10 protein-coding genes are annotated in these 11,973 nt (G+C 72.1%); 3 read left to right on the top strand and 7 right to left on the bottom strand.

The annotated features are described in order from the left end of the window. Positions 1–88: 88 nt before the first annotated feature. The 3 genes from CcI49_RS43700 to CcI49_RS42755 form a co-directional block, all read right to left on the bottom strand. Positions 89–2,026, bottom strand: coding sequence for a hypothetical protein (locus CcI49_RS43700; RefSeq protein WP_076832103.1), 1,938 nt, complete (start codon positions 2,024–2,026; stop codon positions 89–91). Positions 2,027–2,263: 237 nt separating this feature from the next. Then, positions 2,264–2,743 carry a hypothetical protein gene (locus CcI49_RS29895; protein ID WP_054568230.1) on the bottom strand — a complete coding sequence of 160 codons (480 nt, stop codon included), beginning with the start codon at positions 2,741–2,743 and terminating at the stop codon, positions 2,264–2,266. After that, positions 2,740–2,907 carry a hypothetical protein gene (locus tag CcI49_RS42755; RefSeq protein WP_198955674.1) on the bottom strand — a complete coding sequence of 56 codons (168 nt, stop codon included), beginning with the start codon at positions 2,905–2,907 and terminating at the stop codon, positions 2,740–2,742. The genes CcI49_RS29895 and CcI49_RS42755 overlap by 4 nt, the downstream gene beginning before the upstream one ends. Before the next feature lie 264 nt (positions 2,908–3,171). On the opposite strand from CcI49_RS42755, the gene CcI49_RS29890 reads away from it, so the two are divergent. Further along, a complete protein-coding gene (locus tag CcI49_RS29890) occupies positions 3,172–4,053 on the top strand; it encodes a TIGR03854 family LLM class F420-dependent oxidoreductase (RefSeq protein WP_054568229.1) in 882 nt (293 codons plus the stop codon). A 275-nt stretch (positions 4,054–4,328) separates the two neighbouring features. On the opposite strand, the gene CcI49_RS29885 is transcribed toward CcI49_RS29890, so the two are convergent. Then, positions 4,329–5,090: an SDR family oxidoreductase gene (locus tag CcI49_RS29885; RefSeq protein WP_054568228.1), complete on the bottom strand. Its 762-nt coding sequence runs from the start codon at positions 5,088–5,090 to the stop codon at positions 4,329–4,331. 378 nt (positions 5,091–5,468) lie between these two features. Between CcI49_RS29885 and CcI49_RS29880 the strand changes: the two genes are divergently transcribed. Continuing rightward, a complete protein-coding gene (locus tag CcI49_RS29880) occupies positions 5,469–5,888 on the top strand; it encodes a hypothetical protein (RefSeq protein ID WP_006540014.1) in 420 nt (139 codons plus the stop codon). 87 nt (positions 5,889–5,975) lie between these two features. Here CcI49_RS29880 and CcI49_RS29875 read toward each other — a convergent pair whose 3' ends face one another. Both CcI49_RS29875 and CcI49_RS29870 read right to left on the bottom strand, forming a co-directional pair. Continuing rightward, positions 5,976–6,791 carry an SDR family oxidoreductase gene (locus CcI49_RS29875; RefSeq protein ID WP_054568227.1) on the bottom strand — a complete coding sequence of 272 codons (816 nt, stop codon included), beginning with the start codon at positions 6,789–6,791 and terminating at the stop codon, positions 5,976–5,978. Positions 6,792–7,052: 261 nt separating this feature from the next. After that, the gene (locus CcI49_RS29870; RefSeq protein WP_083749802.1) at positions 7,053–8,882 is read right to left on the bottom strand and encodes an adenylate/guanylate cyclase domain-containing protein; all 1,830 of its coding nucleotides are present in this window, start codon (positions 8,880–8,882) and stop codon (positions 7,053–7,055) included. A gap of 319 nt (positions 8,883–9,201) precedes the next feature. Here CcI49_RS29870 and CcI49_RS29865 point away from each other — a divergent pair, with 319 nt between their 5' ends. Continuing rightward, positions 9,202–11,241, top strand: a complete 2,040-nt coding sequence (locus CcI49_RS29865) for a PAS domain-containing hybrid sensor histidine kinase/response regulator (protein WP_054568568.1) — start codon at positions 9,202–9,204, stop codon at positions 11,239–11,241. Positions 11,242–11,269: 28 nt separating this feature from the next. Here CcI49_RS29865 and CcI49_RS29860 read toward each other — a convergent pair whose 3' ends face one another. Beyond that, positions 11,270–11,959: a hypothetical protein gene (locus tag CcI49_RS29860; protein ID WP_241840316.1), complete on the bottom strand. Its 690-nt coding sequence runs from the start codon at positions 11,957–11,959 to the stop codon at positions 11,270–11,272. Positions 11,960–11,973 lie beyond the last annotated feature (14 nt).

Here is an 11,973-nt window from a genome sequence, read left to right as displayed (position 1 = left end):
CTCACGGTGCGCGGTCAGGCCACCGCAGGTTCGAGCCGACGACGAAAGGGCGCAATCTCCGTCGGTCCACCGCCGGTCCTCCGCCGGATCAGCCGCGCAGAAGCCACAGCTCCACACCGTCGACCTGATTCGGCGGCGTGCCCACGATGCCGGTCATCAGCCTGGACAGCTCGGCGCGCCGCGGCGTCGGCCCCAGGATGACCGCCGCCGGCGCGAGTTGGGCGAACGCGCTGCGCACGGCGGGATCCGCGAGCGCGGCGTCGGCGTCCGCCCGGCCCTGCTCGATGGCCACCAGGGCGCTGTTCAAGGGGTCCGTCCACGCGTTGAACACGGCGCGGCCGTCCGGGCCCGGGATGGTGCAGTAGCAGCCGGGCAGGCGGAAGCGGTAGTGCGCCTCGGCCTGCCACAGCATGGCCTCGGTCCGGGACGGATAGGGGTAGGGCAGCACGAGCGCCGTCGCGTCTTCGGGAACGGCCTCCACCGCGGCACCGGTGAAGAAGGCGGGCGTGACCGCGGCCGTCGTCACGTGGGCGCGTGGCAGCAGCGGCACCACGACGGTCACGGCGGCCAGGACGGCCATGACGAGCCTGGTGCGGCCGGTGCGGCCGGCGAGGGCTGCGCTGATCGTTCCCGGTCGGCCGGCCCCTCGCCACGAGGTTTCCTGACCGGCGGTGCCTCGCCGGGGGGCGCGATGGCGCGGGGCGTGCCGAGTGTGCGGGGCGTGCTGTGTATGCGGGGTACGCCGCGTGTGCGGGGCGTGCCGAGTATGCAGGGCGTGCGGTGCGGACCCTGGCTGCCGGGCGCCGGGGCGTGCGGCCGTGGCGGCCCGGTGCAGGCCGGTCGCGACGACGATCCCCACGAACATCATCAGGTAGAGCGCGAAGCGGGACGGAAGCGCGCTGTTGATGACCGGCGCGTCTTCCAGGGCGAGCCAGGGCAGTGGAATGCCGGTGATCCGGCCGTCCACGTGCAGGTGGCCGCCGAGGGAGAGCACCGCCGTCACCACCGCAAGTGGAGCGAACAGGGCCACAAGAGGATCACGCCGTAGCCGGATGGCCACGGCAGCCGCAACGAGAACCAGCGGGAGGCCGAGGTAGCCGGTGACCTCCACCGCGTTGCCGGTGAACCGCGCGCTGTGCCGCAGCGCGATGTCGGGTGCGACAAGCTGGGCGGGGGTCGGCGTGACGAAGGTCAGCAGGTCCGACACGGCGACGTTGTGTGGCTGGATGTTGCCGTGGACCCGAAGTGGGCCCAGGAACTGGACGGCCAGCGGCCACAGCAGCAGCGCTGCGGCGACGGCCGCGCAGACAGCCAGGCCGCGCGCGAGCGCCCCGGCGCGGGCCCGTGCGACGTCGCGGTGCAGGAGCGCCGCGATGACCAGGCCCGCCCCGCCCATCAGGGCCGACGTCGCCACGATCTCCTCGGAGATCAGGGCCTGGGCGGCGACCGCGAGCCCGAGCAGGGCTCCCGTGCGGACCGGCGGCCGCCCCCGCACCACCAGGTCGTCGAGCAGCGCGAGCAGCAGCGGTGGGAAGACCGCGAAGGTGAGGTGCAGATGGCCGTAGGACTCGCCGATCATGTACGGCCCGAACCCGTAGAGCAGGCCGGCCAGCGCGGCGGCCGGCGCGGACAGCCAGCGCAGCAGCACCCGGAACAGCGTGAACGCCGACAGCGCCGGTGCCAGTGTCAGCAGAAGGTTGAGGGAGACGACCGGGCCGAACAGCGCGGTCACCGGCGCGACGAGCAGCCCGAGGAGCGGAACGGGCGTGCTCCAGAGGATGTTGGTGCCGGTGGGAGCATTCAGATGGGACGTGACGAACGGGTCCAGGCCGGACGTGAGTGCGTGCGGGATCCAGCCGAGATACCACGCGAAAAGCACCGAGTCGCTCTCGCCGTAGAGCACGCCGCCGGGCTCCGCCCACGCCGCCCGGAAGATCAGGACCGCGAGCGCGAGGTACCCGGCGAGAACGGCGAGCGATCTGGGAACCCGGCGCAGGGACCGGCCTGGACCGGCCGCGGATGTCAGAGGGCTGCCGGCCTCGCCGGGCCCGCCCGTCCCAACCGTTCCATCCGTCCCGGCGGGGCCGGCGGGAGGAGCGGCCGGCCGGACCGCCTGGGACGCCGGATCCGCGCAGGTTGCCACACCGTTCCCCCCTCAGCACGGACGGACGTAGCCGATCGCGGGCCGATCTGCGGCTGAAGCGGCATGTCTACACCTGAGGCGCTATGCGCCCTGATCCATCCGATGTACGTGGAATAGACCCTAATGCTTACTGTGGGTCCGATGCGGAGGCGGCTGGTCGCCCTGTTCGTCCCATTCGGCGACGAGTGCCGACCACCTGCGATAGCGCGCGACCGAGTAACGCGGAGAAACCCGGCCGCGCGGGTCGAAGACCGCGACGGGGTACCCGCGCTCGGCCCGGTAACCGCGTTCCGCGATGATCACGCGGCCGCCCAGCCGGGCCACGCCGACCACGCAGGGGTGCCTCGTCCACCGTGGCCGGCGGGCCGCCGCGAGAAGTGCGGAGCTGCGCCAGGCGTAAAGGCCGCACACGCAGTCATCGGCCGGTGTCCGCTCGTGCGGAGCCTGCCGGCCCGTCTCGGTGCGCAGGCAACACGCCTCGGTCAGGCCGTCGGGGCGCCACAGCAGCAGGCCGCTGGGGAACGGTGACCACGGGGTCCAGGCGGGGCGCAGCAGGCCGTCGCCGTCCACGGCCCACTGGCGCCACCCGAGCAGGCTCACGCGGGCGCCGGCTCGACCGCGGGTTCGACGGGTTCGACGGGCTGAGCTGGTTCGGCGGGTTCGGGCCGGGCCGGGACGTGCACGGGAGCCGTCAGCGGCTCCTCGTCTGGAAATCCGATCGGTTCGTCCTCGACGATGCGTTCTGGCTTGCCGACGTCGCCCATTCATGGAACGGTCCCGGGCCGCCACGGTGGGGTCAATGCCCCGATTTGCCCAAGCCGGGCCAGTCCTCGCGGGGAGTGGTCGGCCACCCGTCCGTCCTGTCCGGCTCGGCCGTCCTGCCCCGCTCGTCTGCCCCGGTCGCCCTGACCCCGGTTCACCTTGACCGGTTCGACCGGTTCACGACTTGTTCACCTTGACCCGTTCGCCGTGACCGCCCGTGGGCCGGCTGGCCGTCCTGTGCGCGGGGTCCGCCATAAGGTGCTTGTATGAAGATCCGTATCGGGATCGGCTTCGCCTCGGTGTCCGGCGGGGAGTTCGCCGAGCGTGTCGATGCGATGGAGAAGCTCGGCCTGGATTCGCTCTGGTTGTCCGAGCAGCTCTCCACCGTGGCTGTCGACCCGCTCGCGGGCATGGCCTACGCGCTGGGACGCACCAGCACTCTCAAGGTGGGAACCAGCGTCGCGGTGCTTCCCGGGCGCAATCCCGTGCTGCTCGCCAAGCAGCTCGCGACGATGGCAGCGCTGGCTCCGCGGCGGGTTCTGCCCGTGCTGGGGCTCGGCCCCGCCCGGGCCGCCGACAGGTCCGCGTTCCCGGTGCCCGCCGGGCGTCGGGGGGCGGTGTTCGACGAGGCGCTGCTGCTGGTGCGGCGGCTGCTGGTCGAGGAGTCCGTGACCTTCCACGGTGAGTTCTTCGACGTCACCGATCTCGGTATCGGTGACCGCCCGCCCCGCCCACTCGACATCTGGCTCGGCGGTGCGGCGCCGGCGGCCCTGCGTCGCATCGGCCGCCTCGGCGACGGATGGCTGGCCAGCCTGATCGATCCGGCGGAGGCCGCCGCCGGCATCTCGGCGATCAACGCCGCGGCCGCGGCGGCGGGCCGGGAGATCGACCCCGAGCACTTCGGGCTGAGCCTGCGCGTCACGTTCGGCGAGCTTTCGGCGTCGACCGTGGAGGCACTGCGGGCTCGGCGGCCCGACGGCGACCCGGCCGAGCTCGTGCCGCTGGGCTGGGCCGCGGCGCGGGATCTCATCGCGAGGTATGTGGCGGCCGGGGTGAGCAAGTTCGTCATCTACCCGGCGATCGGGCCGGCCGGCTGGCCGGAGTTCCTCGACGGCTTCGTCCGCGAGCTGGTGCCGCTGCAGACCTGACCTGCCCGGGTGGACCGGGCCGGCTCCGCGAGCGCGGCCGGACCTCCGCGAGCGCGGCCGGGCCTCCGAGATCCCGGTGGCCCGGTGGCCCGGTGGCCCGGCTTGGCGAGTCGCAAGAGTGAACGATTTTGGTCGCTCCAACGACCAAAATCCTCACTTCTTGCGGTTCACCAAGTGCAGTTTGCACCTTTTGAGGTGAATTGCCAGTTCTTCGCGGCGGTGCGGGATCCCAAGATCCTCAGATCTTGCCTGGGAGCAGTGGTCGCCCTCGCGGGTCAGATGACGGTGATTCCGCCGTCGACGACGAGCGTCTGGCCGGTGACGTAGCTGCCGGCGTCGGAGGCGAGGAAGACCAGCGCGGCGGTCAGCTCCTCGACCTCACCGAACCGCCCCGCGAGGATACGTGACTCCCGCTCCTCCACGTAGCCGGGCTGGTAGAGGTCGGTCATCTCCGTCTTGAAGAAGCCGGGCGCCAGGGCGTTGACCCGGATCCCGCGCCGCGCGGTCCACTGCTGGGCCAGGTCGCGGGTCAGGCCGATCAGGCCGGCCTTGCTGGCCGAGTAGGCGGCCTGGGGGAGCCCGCCGCTCTTGAGGCCGAGGACGCTGGAGATGTTCACGATGCTGCTGCCGGGCTGCATGACCCGGCCGGCGGCCTGAGCCATCCAGTAGCAGCCGTTGAGGTTGACGTCGATGACGGAACGGAACTGCTCCGGAGTCTCCCGCGTCGCCGGGGCCGCCCAACCCAGACCTGCGTTGTTGACCAGGATGTCAACCCGCCCAAAGGTGGTAATCGCCTCGTCCACGAGACGTTGACAGGCGGCGGGGTCGGCGACGTCCGTACCGACGCAGACGGCCCGGCGACCTTCCTTCTCCACCAGCGCCGCGGTGGCTGCCAGTCGGTCCGTGCGCCGCGCGCCGAGGGCGAGGTCGGCACCGGCCTCGGCGAGGCCACGGGCGAATCCGACCCCGAGGCCCGAGGAAGCACCGGTGAGCACGGCGACCCTGCCGTCAAGGCGGAATCTGTCCAGCACTGACATGTCAGTTCCTCGCTTCCGGTGTTCGGAGCTGCTCCGCAGCGTGAACGGCACTTCATCGTGTGGTGGGGCCACTGCGTGGAGCCACCGATTCTCGGTGTCCGTGCCGCCCGCGCGCGACTGATTCGTGTACCACCCGCGACCGATCCGAGTACAGGCCGCCGTGGCGGGGCAGAATCCCGGGACGGAAACCGGCCTCATGGTGCGAGTGGACCAGGCGGCCAGCCGGCTACGCCGAACAGCGGTGTCGCGCACCCCAGGGGGCGGTCGGAGGAAAAAGGATCCTGTTCGCCACTTCCCCTTTGTGACGTCACACATCACAATCTGGCCATCATTCTTGGTCGAGTTGGCGGCCGAGTAGGCGTCGGTGGAGGAGGAGCCGTGGAGCAGGCGGAAGGACGTCGACTCGCCACGCGGACGACGTCGGGCAGTCATGTGATCGTGGGCCTTCGCGCCGGAGACGCCGGAGATCTCGCCGATGTCCTGCTGGCGGCGGAGCTCGCGGCACGGATGGGTTCCCGGCTGGTCGTCGTGGCCGTGCGTGACCGGTGGTCGCGGTGGGCCCGCTGGTCCACGGGCATGTACGGGGCGTTCGGGATGGAAGGCGTCGCGTACGCCTCCCGCAACGCCGAGCAGGAGGTCGACGACGAGTTCCAGCAGCGGGTCGCGGACGTCGTCAGCCTCGTCAACGTCGAGTGGACCCTGGAGTGGGTCAGCGGCTCGTGTGAACGTGCCGCGATGCGCTACGCCCGGCGTAACCCGACCGCGCTCGTGATGTTCCGGCCGCCCTCCGGGCGTTGACGGGGGCTGGTGCTGGTGGGCCGGTGGGCTGAGCCGGCCCACCACCGGTTCCCGCCCGGAGGCCGGGCGTGCTCTCCGGTGGACGGCTCAGCGTCCGCCGGAGACGTCCACGATCGCGCCGGTGGTGTAGGAGGCACCGTCCGAGCACAGCCATGCCACGGCGTCGGCGACCTCGTCGGCGGTGCCGGGCCGGCCGGCCGGGATGCTGCTCGCCGCCTGCGCCGGCCGGTCGGGGTCCCCGGTGGTCGCGTGGATGTCGGTGAGAATGATCCCCGGCCGGACCGCGTTCACCCGCACCTTCTCGCCCGCGACCTCCCGGGCCAGGCCGATCGTGAACGTGTCGACCGCGCCCTTGCTGGCCGCGTAGTCGACGTAGACCCCCGGGCTGCCGAGCCGGGACGCCGCGGAGGAGATGTTGACGATCGACCCGCCCGCCCCGCCGTGCCGGGTCGACATCCGGCGCACGGCCTCGCCGGCGCACACGATCACCGAGATCGTGTTGATGGTGAACATGCGGGTCAACCGGTCGACCGTCATCTCGTCCACCCGGGCGGCCCGGTCGGTGACCCCGGCGTTGTTCACCAGGACGGTGAGCTGGCCGAGGCTGTCCGCGGCGGTGAACACCGCGGGGATGCTCGCCGGGTCCTCGACGTCCGCCGCGACGGCGATCGCTCCGGTCGGCGTCCCGGGCAGGCCGTGCGCAGCGTAGAACTCGCGCGTGGCGGCGTCGCAGGCCCGGACGACCTCCGCGGCGGCGTCCTTCTCCTTGCGGTAGGTGAGGCAGACCGTCCACCCGGATCCTGCGAGCAGCCGGGCGGACGCCGCCCCGATCCCTCTGCTCCCACCGGTCACGACAGCCACGCCACGGCCTGCCTTCGGCACTGACCGCTCCGACAGCGTCATCGCATTCCTCCTGGTCCTGGTCCGGCCGTCCTGGTCCGGCCGTCCTGTCCGGCCGTCCGGTCCGGCGGGGGCCCGGCGGTCGGGCCGAGGCCGGGCCAGGCCACCAGCGGCTCGTCTCGGTCGGCACCTCGGTCGGCTTCATCCTCTCTCGGAGCCCGACCCCGGCCACTCGACGGCCCTGGTCAGGGGGTCGGTCAAACGGGACTCAAGGGATCGAACGGGCACCAGGCGGGACCGGGCGGGTGCCGAACCAGGCCCCCCTCAGGCCGCGGGCCGCAGGAGCCTCCGACGCCGGCGCGGAGACTTGCCGGACGCGGCCCGGGATGCCCCGGGTCCGGTCGCGTCCCGTCGCGCCCCGATCGCGGGCGCCTGCGTGGGGACTGACACGGGCACCGATACCGGCACCGAGACCGGCGCTGACACCGGCGCTGACACCGGCACGGCCACGGGTACGGGCACGGGCGCCGACACGGAAGCCGTCGCCGAGGCCACGCCGGCCGGCGGGGTGGGCCAGGCGGGGTGCACCCGAAACGCGAACACATCGCCGACCCGCCCCTTCACCGGGCGCGGGTCCAGCGGGACGACGAGGTCGGCCGGAAGCACGGCCGCCGTCGCCGCGCTGAGGATCGTCGCGCCCGCCTCGGCCATGGTCTGCAGCCGGGCGGCAAGGTTCATCGTGTCGCCGACCAGGGTGTACTCCCGGCGGGCGTCACAGCCCAGCAGCGCCGCGGCCACCTCGCCCGTGGAGACGCCGACGCCCAGCCCGAAAGGCTCCAGGCCGCCGCGCCTGGCCCACTGCTCGTTCAGGGCGTCCTGGCGGCGGTGCATGGCCTGGGCGGCGTGCACCGCCCGCTCCCGGTGATCGCTGGTCGGATTCGGCGCGCCGAAGACGGCGACGACCGCGTCGCCGGCGTACTGCAGGACGCTGCCGCCCTCGTCGAGGATCGCCGCGTTCATCTCACGTCGGTGCTCGTCGAGCTGGTGCGCGAGCACCATCGGGTCCGTGCGCTGCGCGATGCCCGAGTAGCCGCGGATGTCCGACATCAGGACGGTGACGTCGAGGCGTTCCGCGCGACTGGCGGCCGTCGCGTCGTCGCGCAGCTTCTCCGCCAGGCCACTGGGCAGCAGCCGCGCGAGCTCGGCGTCCTGCTCCTCTCGTTTCATCAGCGCCTCGTGCAGCATGCGCAGTCGGCGTAGCGCCCCGGCCTGCCCCGCACTCGCGCCCTGGGCGAGCCGGAGCAGCAGGGTGTCGATCGCCGCGTTGACCGCGGCGGGGGTGTCGCCGTGACGTGCCGCGATCGCGGCGACGGGCCGCCCGTGGGCGACGTCGCGCAGCAGTTCCTCCTGCTCCGGGCTGAGCGTCCCGGACTCGCGCACCGGTGTCATGACGGCCGCGACGATGTCGGGGTCCAGCAGGGAGCCACCGGTGGCCACCTCGCGGATGGCCCGGGCCAGCAGATCGGGGTCGGCGACCCGTTCCTTCAGGAGGTAGGCATAGCCGGACGCACCGTCCCGAAGCAGCGCGATCGCGTAGTCGGGCTCGTCGTACTGGGAGAGGAGCACGATGCCCGTGGCCGGGTTCGCCGCGCGGATGAGCTGGGCTGCGCGTACCCCTTCGTCGGTGAAGTCCGGCGGCATGCGGATGTCGGTCACGACCACCTCGGGACGCAGCCGGCCGGCGGCCCGCACGAGTTCGTCGTGATCGGCGGCGACTCCGATGACCGAGATGTCCGCGACCTGGGAAAGCAGCGCCCGGACACCCTCGCGGACGATGAGGTTGTCGTCCGCGAGCAGTACGGTGATACGCGTCGTCCGGACTGTGTTGATGTTTTTCGTGTCGCCGTTCGCTGTGGTGATGTCCGCTGGCCTGGTAGCGCCGGCTGCTGCTGTCGCCGCTGTCGCCGCTGTTGCCGCTGTCGCCGCTGTTGCTGTCGCCGCGGCCGCCGTCCGGACGCCGGCGCCCGGGCCGTCGCCGCGGGCCGGGTGGTCGCGCCCGGTGGTGTGGTCGCGCCCGGTGTGGTCGTTCCCCGTGGTGTGGTCGTTCGTGGTGTGGCTGGTTGTACTGTCGCCCGCCCTGCGGTTGCGCGCCATGGCAATATTCAGCCGATTCGGCACCGTCGGCGCCAGCAGGCTGGGGTCACCCCGGCGGGGGTGCTGGCACCACCTTCGTGGGGCGGACTGGCCTCACCGCTCGCTGCACACTGCTTACCGCTCCCCGCTGGTCCCGGGTAGCCGGTCGCAGGTCGTGGTCGCCGCTGGCCGTGGCCGTGCGGCGTCCGGCACCTGGCAGGCTAGATCGTATGTTCCTTATAAGGATTCCGTTTCAATCCGTACGAGGTCGATCCTGGTAAGCGGCGCGGGCTAACATGCGTCATTGCGTGACACATCGTTCACAGTCTGGGAGTTGTCGTTGGCGGGATATGCCGACGTCCCGCCTGGCAGTCTGCTGGATGCCGCGCCGGACGCGATCGTCGGTGTTCGCCCGGATGGCCGCATCGTCCTGGTGAATGCCCAGGCCGAGTGGCTGTTCGGGTACAGCCGCGAGGAGCTGGTCGGTCAGCCGGTGGAGATCCTCGTTCCCGAGGTGTTCCGCGCGGCCCATCCGGCTCGGCGGGGCGCCTATCTGGCGGATCCGCGGCCACGGCCGATGGGCGCGGGGATGGAGCTCGCGGCCCTTCGCCGGGATGGGACCCAGTTCCCGGCCGAGATCTCGCTCTCGGCCGTCCAGACCGCCGACGGCACGTTCGTCACGGCAGCGATCCGTGATGTGACAAGTCGTAAGCGTGCCGAGGCGATGTTCCGGGGCCTGCTGGAAGCGGCGCCGGACGCGATCGTCGGTGTGCGTCCGGATGGCCGCATCGCGTTGGTGAACGCGCAGGCCGAGCGGCTGTTCGGGTACGGCCGCGACGAGCTGGTCGGCCAGTCGGTCGAGATCCTCGTGCCGGAGTCGGCCCGGCACCTGCACCCACGCCACCGCGAGCGTTATTTCAGCGATCCGCGGCCACGCCCGATGGGCGCGGGCATGCAGCTCGCCGCGCGGCGCCGGGACGGCACGGAGTTCCCGGCCGAGATCTCGCTGTCCGCGCTGGAGACCGACGACGGGCTGCTCGTCTCCGCCGCGATCCGTGACGTCACCGACCGGCTGGAAGCGCAGGCGGAGCGGGAGCGGCTACGGGCCCAGGCCGAGCGGGAGCGGCTGGAGGTGCAGCTTCACCAGTCGCAGCGGCTGGAGAGCCTGGGCCAGCTCGCGGGCGGGGTGGCGCACGACTTCAACAACCTGCTCGCGGTCATCATCAACTACACCACCTTCGTGGGTGAGGTCGTCACTGACGCCGCGAAGATCCAGGGCGGCCGCTGGGAGTCCGCCCGGCAGGACATCGAGCAGATCCAACGGGCCGCCGACCGGGCCGCGCAGCTGACCCATCAGCTCCTCGCCTTCGGCCGGCGTGAGGTCGTGCAGCCCAGGCCGCTCGACCTCAACGGGGTCGTGCACGACATGGAGCAGCTGCTGCGCCGCACCCTCGGCGAGCACGTGGAGCTGCACACCTCCGCGTACCCCGACCTGTGGCCCGTGCTGGCCGACGTCGGCCAGATCGAGCAGGTTCTGGTCAACCTCGCGGTCAACGCCCGGGACGCCATGCCCGGTGGCGGCACGCTCACCATCGACACGGCGAACGTGCGGGTCGACGAGGAGGCGGCCGCCACCCATCCGGGCTCGCGCCCCGGGCGTTTCGTGCATCTGAGGGTGAGCGACAGCGGCACGGGCATGCGCCCGGACGTGGTCACGCGGGCCTTCGAGCCGTTCTTCACCACCAAGGCGAAGGGCGAGGGCTCCGGGCTGGGCCTCGCGACCGTCTACGGCATCATCACCCAGGCGGGCGGCCACGTGGAGATCATCTCGACGGTCGACGTCGGCACCACCGTCAGCGCGATGCTGCCGGCGATCGAGGGCGCGGTACCGGCGATCGAGGAGGTCGCGGCGGCCGGTGAGCTGTTCGGCGGCGAGACGATCATGGTCGTGGAGGACGAGTCCGCGATGCGCGAGCTCACCCGGCGCATCCTCGCCCGCAACGGCTATCGGGTGATCACGGCCCGCAGCGGGCCCGAGGCGATCACGATGGCCCAGCAGCTGACGGTCGACATCCACCTGCTGCTGACGGATGTCGTCATGCCGCAGGTGCTGGGCAGGGAGGTGGCGGAGCGGATCTGCCTCGGGCGCCCGAGCCTGCGGGTGCTTTACATGTCCGGGTACGCCTATCCCGCACTCGCCCAGAACGGAACGCTCGCTCCCGGGCTCGCCCTGCTCACCAAGCCGTTCTCGGAGCGGGTGCTGCTGTCCAAGGTGCGCGAGGTGCTCGACGCCGCCCCGACGCCCCGGCCCGCGCTGGGCCAGGCCCCGACACAGGCGGGCCCGTACCCGCTCCCGTGGTCGGCTGACGGCGGCGGCTGAACCGGGCCTGCCGCTGCCGCTGCTGCCGCTATCGCTGCCGGTTGCCGCGCCGCGGCAACCGCACCGCGGCCGACCACGCGCCGGTCGCGGGGTCCGTCCGCAGCTCGGCGCCCAACAGCTGCGCGATCGGCGCGAGTCGCTCCCGCCAGCTCGCCGCGTTGTCCCGCGTGGCCAGTGGGCCGTCCTCGTCGTCGGCGCCGGCGGGCCGCACCTGGTCGTCGGCCTCGGCCGTGAGATCCGGGGCGAAGGGCTGAACCGTGTCGGCATACGCGACCCGCAGCGCCAGGTCGATGCCCTCGGGCCTCGCCCGCACCGACACGAGGGCACGCGCGGCCTGGTGTATCGGATCGCTCTCCTGAAGGAGCAACTGAACGGCGGCGAGCAGAACGGCGACCTCTCCCAGCACCGGCGGGGCGGAATCGAGGTCCAGGCTGATGTACAGCCTTTCCACGAGCACCCCCTCGACCCGTTGGGTCAGGCCGAGCTCGAGCATCTGCCGTGGGCTGCTACCCGGACGGAACGGCGACGGCGGCCGGTGCAACGTGGCCGCGGTGTCACGCAGCCTGGTCTCGATCTGAGTGACCCGTTCGGCCAGGTCCTCGGTCAGGTTGCGGCGCAGGCTCGCCAGCGACAGCAGGATGCCGGTGAGCTCCTGCATCGGGCCGTCGTGCAGGGCGTCGGTCAGCGCCCGGCTCTCGCGTTCCYGTAAGGCGATCATGAGGAACATGAGGC

Origin of the sequence: Frankia sp. CcI49, assembly GCF_001983215.1 — a bacterium.
GTDB classification, from domain to species: Bacteria; Actinomycetota; Actinomycetes; order Frankiales; family Frankiaceae; genus Parafrankia; species Parafrankia irregularis.
Note: the sequence above shows the minus strand (reverse complement) of the source record. Positions and strands in the feature narration are given on the sequence as shown.